This is a genomic window from Nonomuraea muscovyensis (genome assembly GCF_014207745.1).
GTDB lineage: Bacteria > Actinomycetota > Actinomycetes > Streptosporangiales > Streptosporangiaceae > Nonomuraea > Nonomuraea muscovyensis.
This window is the reverse complement of record NZ_JACHJB010000001.1, coordinates 1278902-1294302: the sequence shown is the minus strand read 5'-3', so window position 1 is coordinate 1294302 and position 15401 is coordinate 1278902. Positions and strand designations below refer to the sequence as shown.

At 73.4% G+C, this 15401-nt stretch carries 15 protein-coding genes; 9 read left to right on the top strand and 6 right to left on the bottom strand.

Annotation, left to right across the window (positions count from 1 at the left end; all coding sequences use genetic code 11):
* Window positions 1-18 precede the first annotated feature (18 nt).
* Genes ngcE through FHU36_RS06105 form a run of 5 tightly spaced genes read left to right on the top strand, consistent with a single transcriptional unit; the run spans window position 19 to window position 4829 of the window.
* Window positions 19-1461, top strand: coding sequence for an N-acetylglucosamine/diacetylchitobiose ABC transporter substrate-binding protein (gene ngcE / locus FHU36_RS06125; protein ID WP_185082810.1), 1443 nt, complete (start codon window positions 19-21; stop codon window positions 1459-1461).
* Window positions 1461-2372, top strand: coding sequence for a carbohydrate ABC transporter permease (locus tag FHU36_RS06120; protein ID WP_185082809.1), 912 nt, complete (start codon window positions 1461-1463; stop codon window positions 2370-2372). The genes ngcE and FHU36_RS06120 overlap by 1 nt, the downstream gene beginning before the upstream one ends.
* Window positions 2372-3286, top strand: coding sequence for a carbohydrate ABC transporter permease (locus tag FHU36_RS06115; RefSeq protein WP_246501968.1), 915 nt, complete (start codon window positions 2372-2374; stop codon window positions 3284-3286). Before FHU36_RS06120 ends, FHU36_RS06115 begins: the two co-directional genes overlap by 1 nt.
* An 18-nt stretch (window positions 3287-3304) precedes the next feature.
* Window positions 3305-4189 (top strand): phosphotransferase family protein, encoded by an 885-nt coding sequence (locus FHU36_RS06110; RefSeq protein WP_185082808.1) that lies wholly within the window; start codon window positions 3305-3307, stop codon window positions 4187-4189.
* A gap of 40 nt (window positions 4190-4229) precedes the next feature.
* Entirely contained in the window at window positions 4230-4829 is a 600-nt protein-coding gene (locus FHU36_RS06105; protein WP_221495786.1) for a GNAT family N-acetyltransferase, read from the top strand.
* On the opposite strand, the gene metE is transcribed toward FHU36_RS06105, so the two are convergent.
* Window positions 4818-7079, bottom strand: a complete 2262-nt coding sequence (metE, locus tag FHU36_RS06100) for a 5-methyltetrahydropteroyltriglutamate--homocysteine S-methyltransferase (protein WP_185082807.1) — start codon at window positions 7077-7079, stop codon at window positions 4818-4820. The genes FHU36_RS06105 and metE overlap by 12 nt on opposite strands.
* 85 nt (window positions 7080-7164) lie before the next feature.
* On the opposite strand from metE, the gene FHU36_RS06095 reads away from it, so the two are divergent.
* Window positions 7165-8004, top strand: coding sequence for a LysR family transcriptional regulator (locus FHU36_RS06095; RefSeq protein WP_246502212.1), 840 nt, complete (start codon window positions 7165-7167; stop codon window positions 8002-8004).
* A gap of 22 nt (window positions 8005-8026) precedes the next feature.
* On the opposite strand, the gene FHU36_RS06090 is transcribed toward FHU36_RS06095, so the two are convergent.
* The gene (locus tag FHU36_RS06090; RefSeq protein ID WP_185082805.1) at window positions 8027-8707 is read right to left on the bottom strand and encodes a DNA alkylation repair protein; all 681 of its coding nucleotides are present in this window, start codon (window positions 8705-8707) and stop codon (window positions 8027-8029) included.
* Window positions 8704-9381: a TetR/AcrR family transcriptional regulator gene (locus tag FHU36_RS06085; RefSeq protein WP_221495785.1), complete on the bottom strand. Its 678-nt coding sequence runs from the start codon at window positions 9379-9381 to the stop codon at window positions 8704-8706. Before FHU36_RS06085 ends, FHU36_RS06090 begins: the two co-directional genes overlap by 4 nt.
* Before the next feature lie 89 nt (window positions 9382-9470).
* Between FHU36_RS06085 and FHU36_RS06080 the strand changes: the two genes are divergently transcribed.
* The 3 genes from FHU36_RS06080 to FHU36_RS06070 are packed head-to-tail and all read left to right on the top strand — an operon-like array spanning window position 9471 to window position 12874.
* The gene (locus FHU36_RS06080; RefSeq protein WP_185082803.1) at window positions 9471-10622 is read left to right on the top strand and encodes an acetyl-CoA C-acetyltransferase; all 1152 of its coding nucleotides are present in this window, start codon (window positions 9471-9473) and stop codon (window positions 10620-10622) included.
* A 60-nt stretch (window positions 10623-10682) separates the two neighbouring features.
* Window positions 10683-12191, top strand: a complete 1509-nt coding sequence (locus FHU36_RS06075; RefSeq protein ID WP_185082802.1) for a glycoside hydrolase family 3 N-terminal domain-containing protein — start codon at window positions 10683-10685, stop codon at window positions 12189-12191.
* 11 nt (window positions 12192-12202) lie between these two features.
* Window positions 12203-12874 (top strand): pentapeptide repeat-containing protein, encoded by a 672-nt coding sequence (locus tag FHU36_RS06070; RefSeq protein WP_185082801.1) that lies wholly within the window; start codon window positions 12203-12205, stop codon window positions 12872-12874.
* Here the strand turns inward: FHU36_RS06070 and FHU36_RS06065 are convergent.
* The 3 genes from FHU36_RS06065 to FHU36_RS06055 are packed head-to-tail and all read right to left on the bottom strand — an operon-like array spanning window position 12861 to window position 15398.
* Window positions 12861-13910, bottom strand: coding sequence for an NAD(P)H-dependent flavin oxidoreductase (locus FHU36_RS06065; protein WP_185082800.1), 1050 nt, complete (start codon window positions 13908-13910; stop codon window positions 12861-12863). The genes FHU36_RS06070 and FHU36_RS06065 overlap by 14 nt on opposite strands.
* Entirely contained in the window at window positions 13907-14638 is a 732-nt protein-coding gene (locus FHU36_RS06060; protein WP_185082799.1) for a CoA-transferase subunit beta, read from the bottom strand. Before FHU36_RS06060 ends, FHU36_RS06065 begins: the two co-directional genes overlap by 4 nt.
* Window positions 14625-15398, bottom strand: coding sequence for a CoA transferase subunit A (locus FHU36_RS06055; RefSeq protein ID WP_185084632.1), 774 nt, complete (start codon window positions 15396-15398; stop codon window positions 14625-14627). Before FHU36_RS06055 ends, FHU36_RS06060 begins: the two co-directional genes overlap by 14 nt.
* Between the last annotated feature and the right edge of the window lie 3 nt (window positions 15399-15401).

Sequence of the window (15401 nt, the reverse complement as noted above, 5' to 3'; positions counted from 1 at the left end):
CAACCAGGAGGCGTCACCATGCCGAACCCCATCGACCCCCCCAGCGTCCCGCACGGCGGCCCGTCCCGCCTGTCGCGACGTGAGCTGCTGCGCGGCGCGGCGCTGATGCCCGTGGCGGGCGCGCTCGCCGCGTGCGCCACCCCGGCGAGCAAGGCGCCCGCGCAGTCCGCGGCGCCCGTCGCCACGAGCGCCGCTAACCCGTTCGGCGTGGCCGCCGACCGGCCCCTCGAGGTCTGGATCTTCGACGGCGGCTTCGGCGACGCGTACGCCAAGGACATCCACCAGCCGCTGTTCAAGGTGAAGTACCCGAAGGTGGAGGTCAAGCACAACTCCACCAAGGAGATCACCAAGGTCCTCCAGCCGCGCTTCGCCGGCGGCAACCCGCCCGACGTCATCGACAACTCCGGCGCCGGCGCCATGGACATGGGCGCCCTGGCCCAGGACGGCCAGCTCCAGGACCTCGGGCCGCTGCTCGACGCGCCGAGCTGGGACGACCCGAACACCAAGGTCCGCGACACCCTCGACCCGGCCGTCATCGACTTCGGCACCTACGACGGCACGTTCCACGTCCTCGGCTACGTCAACTACATCCACGGCATCTGGTACTCCCAGAAGGTCTTCCGCGACAACGGCTGGCAGGTCCCCAAGACCTGGGACGAGTTCGTCAAGCTCTGCGAGACGATCAAGAAGTCCGGGAAGATGGCGCCGTTCACCTACGCCGGCAAGCACCCGCAGTACCTCTACGAGCCGCTGATGACCATGGCCGCGAAGATCGGCGGCAAGGAGGTGCTGGTCAACCTCGACAACCTGGAGGACGGCGCCTGGACGGCCGAGCCGATGCGCCAGTCGGCCGCCGCCTGGGCCGAGATCGGCGCCAAGTACCTCATGGAGGGCACGGCCGGGCTCGACCACGTGCAGACCCAGACCGCCCAGAACAAGTACAAGGTGGCCATGCTGCCGTCCGGCTCCTGGCTCGAGAACGAACAGAAAACGACTACACCCGCCGACTTCGAGTACGGCATGTTCCCGATCCCCGACTTCACCTCCTCCGACAAGCTGCCGTACGGCACCCTGCACTCCCGCCCCGGCGAGACGTTCCTCGTGCCGGCCAAGGCCGCCAACCCGCAGGGCGGCACGGAGTACCTGCGCGCCATGCTGTCGAAGAAGGCGGCCGGTGACTTCAGCGAGCTGGTCAGGACCGTGTCGGTGGTCAAGGGCGCCGGAGAGGGCCGGCCGCTGTCGCCCGGCGCCAAGAGTGCCACCGCGGCGCTGGCCGCCGCCGGCGACAACACCGTCTACTTCCGCTGGCGCAACTGGTACGCCCAGCTCCACGACGAGGCCGTGGCCGCCACCGGCGAGCTGATGAGCGGCGGCCTGACGCCCGAGAAGTACCTGGAGCGGCTGCAGAAGAAGGCCGACGAGATCAAGGGCGACTCCTCGATCAAGAAGTACCGGCGCTGATGATCAACAGGTATCGCCGCGGGCTGTTCATCACCGCCTTCCTGGCGGCCCCGGTGACGCTCTACCTCGTGTACGTGATCTCGCCGTACACGCAGGCGTTCTACATCGCGATGACCGACTGGCGCGGCGTCACCGCCACGCCGAACTTCATCGGGCTCGACAACTTCGTCCGGCTCTTCGCCGACTCGATCTTCTGGAAGGCGGTCACGCACAACGCGGCGCTCCTGCTGCTGCTGCCGCTGCTGACGATCGTCATCGCCCTGTTCTTCGCCTTCCTGCTCAACGTGGGCGGCGGAGGGCGGGGCGCCGCCGGGGTCCCCGGGTCGCGGTTCTACCGGGTGCTGTTCTTCTTCCCGCAGGTGCTCGCCGTCACGGTGGTGGCGGTGCTGTTCCAGCAGGTGTTCCGGCCCGACGGCAGCGGCATGCTCAACGGGCCGCTGATGGCGCTGGGGCTGCGGCCGGTCGGGTTCCTGTCGGACCCGGGCATCGCCTTCTGGTCGGTGCTCGGGGTCATGGTGTGGCAGGCCGTCGGGTTCTACGTGGTGCTGTTCTCGGCGGGGCTCGCCTCCATCCCGCGCGACATGTTCGAGGCGGCGCAGATCGACGGGGCCGGGCGGGTCAGCCTGTTCTTCCGGATCACGCTGCCGCTGCTGTGGGACACCGTCCAGGTGGCCTGGGTCTACCTCGGCATCCTGGCGCTGGACGTGTTCGCGATCGTGTGGGTGATGACCGACCAGCACGGCGGCCCCGACTTCTCCACCACGGTCATGGCGACCGAGATCTACCGCAACGCCTTCACCTACTTCCGCTTCGGCTACGCCTCCGCGCTGGGCGTGGTGATGTTCTTCTTCACCGTGGGCTTCGCCGTGCTGTCGCTGCGGCTGTCCCGTCGCGAACGGATCGAGTACTGATGCCGACGATGACCTCGCCCGCCGTGGAGACCTCGCGCCGGGCCGTCCGGCAGGAACGCCGGCGGCTGGGCCCGCTGAGCGCCCTGTCGCACGCCGCGCTGCTGCTGTGGACGGTGCTGACCGTGGTGCCGATCCTGTGGACGTTCCTCGCCTCGGTCAAGAGCGAGGACGAGATCTTCGGCGACGCGTGGTCGCTGCCCGCCTCGCTGCGCTGGGACAACTTCGCCCGCGCCTGGGAACAGGCGCACATCGGGCAGTACATGCTCAACAGCGTCATCGTGGTGGCGTTCAGCACGTTCGGCACGATGCTGCTCGGGTCGATGGCCGCCTACGTGCTGGCCCGCTACCCCTTCCGCGGCAACCGGGCCTGCTACCTGCTGTTCGTCTCCGGGCTGGCCTTCCCCGTCTACCTGGCGCTGACGCCGCTGTTCTTCGTGGTGCAGAACATGGGCAACGTGCCGCTGATCGGGCCGTTCATCGGGCTCAACACCCACGCGGGGCTGGTGCTGGTCTACATCGCCTACTCGATGCCGTTCACCGTGTTCTTCCTGGCGGCGTTCTTCCGCACGCTGCCCACGGCGGTGGCGGAGGCGGCCCTGGTCGACGGGGCGTCCCACACGCGGGTCTTCTTCCAGATCATGCTGCCGATGGCCCGGCCCGGCATCATCAGCGTCACGATCTTCAACGTGCTGGGCCAGTGGAACCAGTACCAGTTGCCGCTCGTGCTGCTGCAGGAGCGTGACACGTGGGTGCTGCCGCAGGGTATCGCCGACATCTCCACGGCGGCCGGCTACGACCAGGACTGGTCGGCGCTGTTCGCCGCGCTGACACTGGCGATCCTGCCCATGCTGGTGATCTACACGATCTTCCAGCGGCAGATCCAGTCGGGCCTGACGGCGGGCGCGCTGAAGTAGCGTGTCCGGGTGACCGCCGTGCCCTCTGACGTTCGCGCCCTGCTGGCGCGCCACCTGCCCGGCCGCGAGGCGCGCTCCCTGGTCCCGGTCGGGCAGGGGCTCGACAACGTCGCGTACGAGATCGACGGCGAGCTGATCGTCCGGTGCGCGAGGGAGCCCGACCCCGAGGCCACGCGGGCGGAGGTCGCGGTGCTGGCCGCCGTCGCGCCGATCTCCCCGCTGCCCGTGCCGGAGGTCGTCTTCAGCGACCCCTCGGCGGGCGTGATCGCCTACCGCCGGCTCCCGGGCCGGCCGCTGCACCGGCACCCCGTGGCCGATCCCCGGCGGCTGGCCGAGCCGCTGGGCGCGTTCCTCGGCGCCCTGCACGCCGTCCCGCCCGCCTCGCTGGGCGAGCTGGTCCCGCTCGACCGCTACCCCCTGGCCGACCTGCGCGAGGAGGCCGCGCAGGAGTACGAGGCCGTGGCCGCCCACGTCCCGCCGGAGCACCGCCGCCTGGTCGAGGACTTCCTCGCCGCCGATCCGCCCGCCGACCCGCTCGCGGAGTCGCCGGAGGAGGCAGCGGCAGGGACGGCCGGTGCGCGCCTGTGCCACAACGACCTGGGCGCCGAGCACCTGCTCGCCGACCCCGGCACCGGCACCCTCACCGGCGTCATCGACTGGACCGACGCCGCCCTGACCGACCCGGCCCGCGACTTCGCCCGCCTCTACCGCGACCTCGGCCCCGAGGTGTACGAGCTGACCCTGGCCCACTACGACGGCCGTCTCGACGACGCGGCCACCGGCCGGGTCCGCTTCCTGGCCCGCTGCGCCCTGGTCGAGGACCTCGCCCACGGCCTGGGCCCCGGCCCGCGCCACTACGCCGACGCCGCCCTCGCCCACCTCGTGCGGACCTTCACCGGCTGACCCCTCGCCGAGCCCGCCATGATCTGGTTGGCTGCGGATCATGACCTCAGCATGGGAAGGCGAGCGCGTCCGCCTGCGCGCCGTCGAGCCGGACGACTGGGCCGCCCTGCACTCCTTCTCCCAGGAGGCGGACGTCGTACGCGCCGGCGAGAGCATCCACCCGCCCCGCTCCGCCGAACGCGCCAGGCAGTGGGCGGCCGACCTGGCGGCCCGGGACGCCGACCCGGACGAGCCGCGCCTCGTCGTCGCGGCCCGGGACGGCGACGCGCCGCTCGGCATGATCAACGCCCACCAGGTCGACCGGCTCAACGGCACCTTCGCCTACGGCGTCTCCCTCGGCTCCCGGCACCACCGCCAGGGCTACGGCGGTGAGGCCGTCGTGCTGCTGCTGCGCTACCTGTTCGCCGAACGCCGTTTCCAGAAGGCCGAGGCGTGGGTCTACGCCTCCAACGCGCCCTCGCTGGCGCTGCACCGGCGGCTCGGGTTCGTGGAGGAGGGCCGCCGCCGGCGCAGCCACTACAGCGGCGGCCGGTGGGACGACGAGGTGCTGTTCGGCATGACTGTCGAGGAGTTCGCCGGCCTCCACGGCCTCCAGGGCACCTCGGGGGGCGGTGACCGCCGCCGCGTCTCAGGCGGGTGATGGTTCGGCGCGCAGGCGGCGCGCGCCGGCCACCATGGCGCCCAGCGCCGCCTCCACCTGCTCGTACGTGCGCGTCTTCAGCCCGCAGTCCGGGTTGACCCACACCCGGCCGGCGGGCAGCGCCTTCAGCGTCTCGCGCAGCAGCTCCTCGATCTCGTCGGTGCCCGGCACCCGCGGCGAGTGGATGTCGTACACGCCCGGCCCGAGACCGCGCCCGAACCCGCCGACCGCCCCCAGGATGCGCCCGCCCGACCGGGCCGACTCGATCGTCGTGACGTCGGCGTCCAGGCCGTCGATCGCGGCCAGGATCTGGTCGGCGTCCGAGTAGCACAGGTGCGTGTGGATCTGCGTGCCGTCGGCCGCGCCCGAGGTGGCCCGCCGGTACGCCGCCACGGCCCACTCCAGGTAGCCCGCCTGCCCGGCCCGCCGCAGCGGCAGCAGCTCCCGCAGCGCCGGCTCGTCCACCTGGATGATCGGCACGCCCGCGGCCTCCAGGTCGCGCACCTCCTCCCGCACCGCGTCCGCCACCTGGAACACCACGTCGCGCAGCGGCAGGTCGGCGCGGACGAACGACCACGCCACGATCGTGACGGGCCCGGTCAGCATGCCCTTGACCGGCTTGTCCGTGAGCGACTGCGCGTGGCGGGCCCAGCGGACCGTGATGGGCCCCGGGCGGCTCACGTCGCCGTGCAGGATCGGCGGGCGGGTGCAGCGCGAGCCGTACGACTGGACCCAGCCGTTGCGGGTCACCGCGAAGCCGTCCAGGTGCTCGGCGAAGTACTGGACCATGTCGTTGCGCTCCGGCTCGCCGTGCACCAGCACGTCGAGGCCGAGCCGCTCCTGGGTGCGGATCGCCCGCTCGATCTCGGCCCGCACCAGGTCCTCGTACGCGGCCTCGGTCAGCGTGCCCGCCGCCAGCGCCGCGCGGGCCGCGCGCAGCTCGCCGGTCTGCGGGAACGACCCGATCGTGGTGGTCGGCAGCAGCGGCAGCCGCAGCCGCTCGGCCTGCGCCGCCGCCCGCACCTCGTACGGGCCACGCTCCCCGGCCGCCACCGGGGCGGGTGCCCCGACCGGCTCGGGGGCGACGGCGGGCCCGCTGGGGGCGGCGTGGGCCAGCTCGACGACCTCGGCGACCTTCTGCTCGGCGAAGGCCAGCCGCGCCCGCAGCTCCGGGACCAGGTCCGGCTCGGCCGCCACGTCGTACGGCACGTGCAGCAGCGAGCAGGAGGTGCTCACGGCCACGTCGCCGGTGTGCTCGCGGACCACCCGCAGCGCGTACGCGGCCCGCCCCGGCTCGGTCCGCCACACCTCACGCCCGGACACCACGCCCGCCACCACGGTCTTCCCGGCCAGCGGCCCGCGGCCCGCCGGGCCCTCACCCGCCGACCTCTCACCCGCGGGGCCGCCGTCCGCCGACCCGGCTCCGGCCAGGGCGGCGAGCCCGTCGAGGCCACCGCGCACCAGGTCCAGGCCGATCGCCTCCACCGGGGTCGCCGCCAGCACCGGCAGCGCCTCGCCCAGGTCGCCGTAGGGCGCCGCGACGAACAGCCCCGGCCGCTCCGCCACCGCCCCCAGCCGCTCGTACGCGCGCCGCACCGCGGCCAGCTCCCCGGCCGTCCGGTCGGCCACCAGCGCGGGCTCGTCGAGCTGCACCCACGCCACCCCCTCGGCGGCCAGCACGCCGAGCAGCTCCGCGTAGCAGTCCAGCACGTCGTCCAGCCGGTCCAGCGCCGCGGCGCCCCGCTCGGACAGCAGCAGGAACGTCACCGGCCCCACCACGACGGGCCGCGTCTCGAAACCCAGCGCCCGGGCCTGCCGCACCTCCGCCAGCGGCTTGGCCGCGTCCAGCGCGAACACCGTCTCGGGCCCGACCTCCGGCACGATGTAGTGGTAGTTCGTGTCGAACCACTTGGTCATCCGCAGCGGCGCGAGCCCCTGCGTGCCCCGGGCCATGGCGAAGTAGGGGTCCTCGGCCCGCCGGTACCTCTCCGGCACCGCCCCCAGCAGCACCGCCGTGTCCAGCACGTGGTCGTAGAGCGAGAACGTGTTGGACGGCAACCCCTCCAGCCCCAGCTCGGCCAGCCGCCGCCAGGTCCGCTCCCGCAGGCCGGCGCCCACCCGGTCGAGTTCCTGCCGGCTGGAGCGGCCCTCCCAGTAGGACTCCAGGGCCCGCTTCAGCTCCCGGCGCGGGCCGATCCGCGGGTATCCGAGCACGGTGGAACGGGGAAAGGCGGGCTGAACGGCGGGCATGGCGGGCTCCTCACACAGGTGGCGGATCAACGGGGGCATCGTGCCCGGCCCGCCTCGCCTCGTGCATTATCTATTCGTGACGCTTATGCTTCGCGAGATCCAGTGCTTCACCAGGGTGGCGGCGCGGCTCAGCTTCTCCCGCGCCGCGGCCGACCTGGGCATGTCCCAGCCGGCGATGAGCCAGGCGATCACCAGGCTGGAGCGGGCGGCCGGGGTCAGGGTGTTCGAGCGCACGGCCCGCGCCGTCCGGCTCACGGCCGAGGGCAGGGCGCTGCTGCCGTACGCCGAGCAGGTGCTGGAGTCGGCCGCCGCGTTCACCGCCGAGGCGGCCCGGCTGGCCCGGCCGACCATTCACCTGGCTTATCCTCCGCTCGTCGGCGCGCTCGCGGCCCGCGTCGCCCGGAGGCTGGCCGGCCGGACGCCCGCCATCGGCGTGGAGCTCACGGTGGCCGGGCGGAGCGCGGCGTCGGCGGCGCTGGACCGGGGCGAGGTGTCGGCCGCGATCCTGGCGACCCCGGCGCCGGCGAGGTTCGTCACCGCCGCGAGGTTCCACGTCTCCGTGGACCACCTGGCCGTCCCCGCCGGGCATCCGCTGGCCGGCCGGTCCCGCGCCGGCGCGGCCGACCTGGCGGGTCAGGTGGTGCTCGCGCCGGGCGGTCGGCCGTGGCCGGGGCTGCCGGGCCGCCCGCGCCTGGTGGCCGACGACGACTTCGCCGCCGCGCTCGACCTGGTGGCGGCCGGCGCCGGGCTGCTGCCGACGCCGCAACTCCTGGTGAGGGGCATCCGCAGGGACGACGTCGGCTTCGTGCCGCTGGAGACGGAGGGTCTGCGCGTCACGTACGCGCTGGCCTGGTCGAAGGAGCACGTCACCCCGGAGTTGATGGCGCTCGTGCAGGCCGTGCAGGACGCCCTCTGGACCAGATGACGGCGTCGATCAGGGGAGCGGCCTACGGGGCCGGGACGTTCTTCAGCGCCTCGCGGCGGCTCAGGCCCGAGATGCCCTTGGCCTGCACGTAGCGGACCACCTCGCGCGGGTTGACCTTGGCGTACTCGCGCAGCGCCCACCCGATCGCCTTGCGGGCGAAGAAGTCGTTGTCGGACAGGCTCGGCTCGATGCAGGCGTACAGCAGCGCGGTGTCGGTGCGGTCCTTGAACCGGTTCTGGCACAGGATCGCGGTGCGGCGCTTCCACAGGTCGGCGTCGTGCGCCCACTCCAGCATGAGCGGCCGCATCGAGTCGGGGAACGCGGCGAGCAGGCCGCCCATCCGGTGCGTGGCCAGCTCGTCGACCAGGTCCCACCAGGCGCCGGTGACGATCATCTCCTCGTACATCGGCACCGTGTAGAGGGTCTGGAACTCCCGGTAGAACCGGTGACCGGTCAGCTCGACCGCCGCGTAGCGCTCCTCGCGATACTCGGCCTCGCGCCACAGCTCCAGCGCGGCCCGCCGCCACTCCGGAGCCGTGGCGATGCGGTGGTCGGCGAACACCTGCCGGAGCGCCGCCCGGCGCGGCCCCGCCTGGACGCCGAGGAACGGCATCGCGGACTTCATGTAGGCCCGCATCGCCTCGGCCTTGGCGGGCTCCGCCGCCTCTCGCAGTGCCTCGCGCACCGCCTTGCCGAGGCTCATGCGCGCTGGCTGGTCCGCTCGCCTGTCGCCAGGCCGTCGAAGAGCACGGTGATGTAGTGCTCGGCCAGCCCGGCCGGGTTGAGCCGCCCGCCCGGGCGGAACCAGCGGACGGCCACCCAGATCGTGTCGCGGATCATCCGGTAGGTCAGCTTGGGGTCGACGTCGGTGCGGAACTGGCCGGCCGCCTGGCCCGCCTTGATCTGCGTCACCCACATCTGCTCGACCTCGTCCTCGGCCTTGACGAGGTAGTTGAACCGCTCGAACTGGCGCAGGTAGTTCCAGTCGTTCTGCATGACGGTGATCGCGGCGCGGTGCGGCTCCAGCGTGCCGAAGCCGATGCGCACCATCTCCGACAGCACCGTGCGCGGGTCGGACCCGGATTCGAGCGCCGCGCGGTAACGCGCGATGAGATCATCGAGGAAGGTCGAGAGCACCTCGTCGACGATCGTCTCCTTGGAGTCGAAGTGGTGGTAGAGGCTCCCGGACAGGATCCCGGCCTCGGTGGCGATCTCGCGCACGGTCGTGGCCTGGAAGCCCTTGCGCGCGAAGATCTCCGCGGCGAGCTTGACGAGGTGGTCCCGGCGCTCGGACGCCGACCCGGAGGTCGCGCGCTGGCGCTTCGCCGGGGTGGCCGTGGTGGAGCCCGAGCTCTTACGCGTTGTCACGCCTCCCATTATGAGCCCTTTCACAATCGCTTGTTCACCGAACTCCCGCTGCTCATCCGGCATTATGTGCGCGACCAAGCGCTTGCTACGATTCATGGATGAACGAGGCGTACATCGTCGGCGCGGTCCGCACCCCCGTCGGGCGCAGGAACGGGGGCCTGGCCCGCGCCCACCCGGCGGATCTCGGCGCCCACGTGCTGAAGGAGCTGATGGCGCGTACCGGCGCCGACCCGGCGGCCGTGGAGGACGTGATCTTCGGCTGCGTCGACACGATCGGACCGCAGGCCGGCGACGTCGCGCGCACCTGCTGGCTCGCGGCCGGCCTGCCCGAGGAGGTGCCCGGCGTCACCGTGGACCGCCAGTGCGGCTCGTCGCAGCAGGCCCTGCACTTCGCCGCCCAGGCCGTGCTGTCGGGCACCGCCGACCTCGTCGTGGCGGGCGGCGTGCAGAACATGAGCATGGTGCCCATCTCCTCGGCGATGCTGGCGGGCCGCCCGCTCGGCCACGACACCCCGTTCTCGGGCTCCAAGGGGTGGAGCGAGAGGTACGGCACGCGGGAGATCTCCCAGTTCGCCGGCGCCGAGCAGATCGCCGCCCGCTGGGACCTGTCACGGGAGGAGATGGAGGCCTACGCCTGCGAGTCCCATCGCCGGGCCGCCGCCGCCGTGGACACCGGGCGCTTCGCCCGCGAGATCACCCCGTACGAGGGCGTCACCGCCGACGAGGGGCCGCGCCGCGACACCGGGCCGGCGAAGATGGCCGGGCTCCGGACGCTGGTCGACGGCGGCCGGCTCACCGCCGCGCTGGCCTCCCAGATCTCCGACGGCGCCGCCGCCCTGCTCGTCGCCTCGCCCCGGGCCGTCCGCGAGCACGGGCTGACCCCGCGCGCCCGCGTCCACCACCTGTCGGCGCGCGGCGGCGACCCCGTCGAGATGCTGTCGGCCCCGATCCCCGCCACGGCGTACGCGCTGGGCAGGACCGGGATGGCGATCGGCGACATCGACACCGTGGAGATCAACGAGGCGTTCGCCCCGGTCGTGCTGGCCTGGCTCAAGGAGACCGGCGCCGACCCCGCTCGCGTCAACCCCAACGGCGGCGCCATCGCCCTCGGTCACCCGCTCGGCGCGACCGGCGCCGTCCTCGCCGTCAAGCTGCTGCACGAGCTGGAGCGCACCGGCGGCAGATACGGCCTGCAGACGATGTGCGAGGGTGGCGGCCAGGCCAACGTCACCGTGCTGGAGCGCCTGTGAGCCGTTGACGTCAGAAAATGCCTCTAGCAAATAGGAAACTTTCCTATTAGATTGCAGGTCATGCGCCTCAGCGGTGACCTGCTTCGCCTGGCCGACGCCGTCCTCCTGCCGGGATTCGCGGGCCGGACCCCTCCCGACTGGATCCGGCGGCGGCTCGGCCAGGGGCTCGCCGGGGTGGTGCTGTTCTCCCGCAACATCGCCGCCCCGGACCAGGTCGCCCTCCTGACGACCGCTCTGCGCGCCGAGAACCCCGCCGCGCTCGTCGCCACCGACGAGGAGTCAGGCGAGGTCACCCGGCTGGAGGCGGCCACCGGCAGCAGCAGGCCCGGCGCGTACGCGCTCGGCGTCGTCGACGACGTCACGCTGACCGAGGAACTGGCCCGCGACCTCGGCCGCGAGCTGGCCGCCGCCGGGATCACCCTCGACTTCGCGCCGTCCGCCGACGTCAACTCCAACCCGGACAACCCCGTCATCGGCCTGCGCGCCTTCGGCGCCGCCCCGGACCTCGTCGCCCGGCACGCCAGGGCGTTCGTCCGCGGAATGCAGTCGGCGGGCGTGGCGGCCTGCGTCAAGCACTTCCCGGGCCACGGCGACACCTCGGTCGACTCGCACCACGGGGTGCCGGTGGTGGCGCTCGACGGCATGGAGGCGGCCCTGCGCCCCTTCCGCGAGGCGATCGCCGAAGGGGTGCGGACCGTCATGACGGGCCACCTCCTCGTACCCACCTACGACCCGGGCCTGCCCGCCACGCTCAGCCCCAAGCTGCTGACCGGGCTGCTGCGGGAGGAACTGGGCTTCGACGGCGTGATCGTGACCGACGCCATCGAGATGGCCGGCGTCTCCGCGGCGTACGGCGCCGGCGGCGCCGCGGCCCGGGCGGTGGCCGCCGGCGCCGACGCCGTCTGCGTCGGCGGGGAACGCTCCGACGAGGCGACGGCCGTCGAGGTGCGCGACGCGATCGCGGCCGCCGTCACCGAAGGCGTGCTGCCCGAGGAGCGCCTGGCCGACGCCGCTCGACGGGTCCGCGAGCTGGCCGTCTGGACCACCTCCTCGGGCAGCACCACCACGCGCCCCGACCGCCCCGCCCCGGCGGACGGCCCCGTCGGGCTCGTCGCGGCCCGGCGGGCCGTCCGGGTCACCCGCAGGTCCGCCGACCCCGTGCTGCCCGTCACCACCGCCCCCCACGTCGTCGAGCTGGCCCCCGAGATGAACCTCGCCATCGACAAGGGCACCCCGTGGGGCGTCGGGGCGCCGCTCGCCGCCCTGCTGCCCGGCACCGCCGTGACGAGGCTGGCGGCGGCCGAGGCCACCGGGCCGGCGATCGAGCGCCTGGTCCGCGCGAGCGACGGCCGCCCCCTCGTGGTCGTGGTCCGCGACGTGCACCGCCACGCCTGGCAGCAGGAGGCGGTGCGCCACCTGCTCAGCGCCCGCCCCGACGCCGTGGTGGTCGAGATGGGCCTGCCCGCGCGCTCCGACCTGGGCGCGGTGCACATCGCCACGTACGGCTCAGCCGAGGTGTGCGGCCGGGCCGCCGCCGAACTGATCATCGGGCGCGCCGTCACGGGATAGGCTCGGGCACCGTGAACGTCACCGGCGAAGACCTGTCCCACACCCTCCTGGCCGACCGGCTGGAACCGGGCGCGACGCACGTCTTCCGCGAGTGCGACCTCACCGAGGCCGACCTCGGCGGCGCGGCGCTGGGCGGGGCGCGGTTCGAGTCGTGCGTGCTCGACGGGGCCGACCTGCGCAAGGCCGACCTCGACGGCGCCGTGTTCAAGGGCGGCGGCGGGATGCGGATCAGGTTCGACGACGCCGACCTGGTCGACGCGACGTTCACCGACGTCGACCTGTCCTCCGCGCGGTTCGGGGGCGCGCTGCTCACCGACGTCGTGTTCACCGGCTGCCGCATGATCGGCGCGTCGCTGACGGCGTCGCGCGGCACCGGGTTCAAGGTCGCCCGGTCCAACCTCACGCTGGCCAACCTCGGCGGCTGCTCGCTGCGCGGCGAGGTCGTCGAAGGGGTCCGCTTCGACGACGCCGACCTGTCGGGATGCGACTTCACCGGGGCGACGTTCAGCGACTGCCGGCTGCGCGGCGCCAAGCTGATCAGGACGGTCTTCGCCGACGCCGACCTGCGCGGAGCCGACCTGGGCGAGCCCGATGACGCCCGGCTGCGCGCCTTCACCGGCGCGACGATCAACCAGGCCCAGGCCGCCGCCATCCTGGCCGCCCGCGGCATCACCGTCGTCTGACGGCCTCCAGCGCCAGCAGCGCGTTCTCCGCCTCGGCCATGATCCGCTCGATGAGCTCCCGGCACGACGGCAGGTCGTCGATCACGCCGACCACCTGGCCGGAGGCCATCACCCCCAGATCGGCCCGCCCCTCGACCATGGCGGCCCGCAGCAGCACCGGCGTGTTGGCCGCCTGGAGCACCTGGGCCCAGGTCAGCTCGCGCCCGTGCCGCATCCGGCGGCCCTCCCGGATCAGTTCCCCCCACGACAGCCCGGACAGCCGCCTGAATCGGGCGCCGTTGACGAGCGCGCGCAGCAGCCGCGAACGTTCCAGCGACTCCACGAACGGCGTGCGCAGCACCCGGTGCGGCACCCCGTCCACCTTGGTGGTGACCACCGTGTCCCGCGCCGTGTCCCGCGCGTCCAGGTAGACCCGCTTGACCGCGTCGGGCACCGGTGAGTCGCTCGTCAGCAGGAACCGGGTACCCATCGCGACGCCGCACGCGCCGTACGCCAGCGCCGCCACCAGCCCGCGCCCGTCGAAGAAGCCGCCCGCGGCGATCACCGGGATGTCCACCGCGTCCACCACCTGGGGCAGCAGCAGTGTGGTGGCCACCGGGCCGGTGTGCCCGCCGCCCTCGCCGCCCTGCACGATCACCGCGTCCGCGCCCCAGGCGGCCACCTTCTCGGCGTGCCGGCGCGCGCCCACCGACGGGATCGTCACCACCCCGGCGTCCCTCAGCCGGGCGATCAGCTCGCGCCGCGGCGCCAGCGCGAACGACGCGACCCGCACCCCCTCCCGGATCAGCGTCTCGACCCGTTCGGCGGCGTCGGCGGCGTCGGAGCGGAGGTTCACCCCGAACGGCGCGTCCGTCCGTTCCTTCACGTTCCTGATCGCGACGGTCATCTCCGCGACCGACAGGGTGGCCGCCGCGATGACGCCGAGCCCGCCCGCCGCCGAGGTCGCCGCCGCCAGCCGCGCCCCCGCGACGTACCCCATCCCGGTCTGCACGATCGGATGCCGGCAGCCCGTCAGCTCGGTCAGCGCGGTCCTCACGCCGCCCGCTCCGGCACCTCGCGCCCGCGCAGGCCCCGCGGGTCCAGCACCTCGTCCAGCAGCCTCAGCTCGTCCGGACTGGGCCGTCGCGTCTGCGGCACGTCGCCGGGCACGTCCAGCTCGAAACCGGTGGCCGCCACCACGTCGGCCACGCTCACCCCCGGATGCACCGACACCAGCCGCATCGTCCCGTCCGGCCCGCCGAGGTCCAGCACAGCGAGGTCGGTCACCACCCGCCGCAGCTCGAACGCCCCCCGGTCGGTGCCGAGCCCGCTGACCATGTCCACCCGCGGGACGAACACCCGGGGGGAGTGCCGCGGGATCCAGTAGCTCGTCGGGTCGCACCGCGTGTTCCCAGGCGCCCCCCGCACGCCCAGCAACTGCGCCCGGGGCCGCGCCCAGTCGCCGATGCAGGAGATGTTCGTGTTGCCGAACCGGTCGATCTGGCTCGCGCCGAGCATCACGTGCCGCCGCCCGTTGAGCACCAGCCACAGGTGGTCGCGGAACGGCAGCCACCCCTCCACCACCTGCGGCGTCTCGCCCAGCGCCGGCACGTCCCCCGTGAGCAGGCAGCCGCCGTCGTGGGTGAGCAGGTCCGGCTCGAAGGTGAGCCGGGCCAGCCGCGCCCCGAGGACGGTGACCGCCCCGCCGATGCCGGCCGCGAGGATCTCCCCGTCGCCCCTGAACGCCTCCGCGCACGCCACCACGCACACATCAGCCCTGCTCATGGAACTCCTCCCACGGGGTCTCCGCGTAGCGCCGCTGCAGCTCCTCGTCCCGGCCGTAGTCGGGCTCGCACGAGGTGAACCCGGCCCCGCCCGGCGCCTCCACCACGCCGGCCACCAGCGACCGGCTGATCAGCAGCGACTGCACCGGCCCCGCCTTCAGCAGGTCGCCGGTGTCCACCAGCCGCTCGCACGATACGTACGCGCTCGCCGCCGCCTTGGCGTACAGGTCGTCGAGGTACGGGTCGGGCCCCAGGTACTGGGCGTTGCCCCGCCGATCGGCCCGGTTGAGGTGCACCAGCGCCACGTCCAGGGTCAGCGCGGGGACGGCCACCAGCTCCTCGCCGTCCCCGTACGGCGACCGCACGGTCCGCAGGTGCGGGTTGACCCGCATGACGTCCGAGCCGAGCCCCGCCCGCGTCGGCAGGAACGGCAGCCGGTGCGCCGCCGCCAGCAACCCGAACATGAACATCCCCTCGTCGTACTCGGTGAACTCCACCGTGCCGCTCTGCCGCGCCCTCCTGAAGTGCGGCTCCAGCGGGATCGAGTCGAGGGTCACGAACGGGGCCACCACCCTGCGCACCTTGCCCGCGGCGCACAGCATGCCCACGTCCGGCCCGCCGTACGAGACGAGCGTGAGGTCCCTGACCGGCGTGCGCAGCAGGGCGCCCACCAGCGCCATCGGCTTGCGGCGCGACCCCCAGCCACCGATGCCCACGGTCATCCCGCTCCGGATCCGGCCCGCCACCTCCTCGGCGGTCATCAC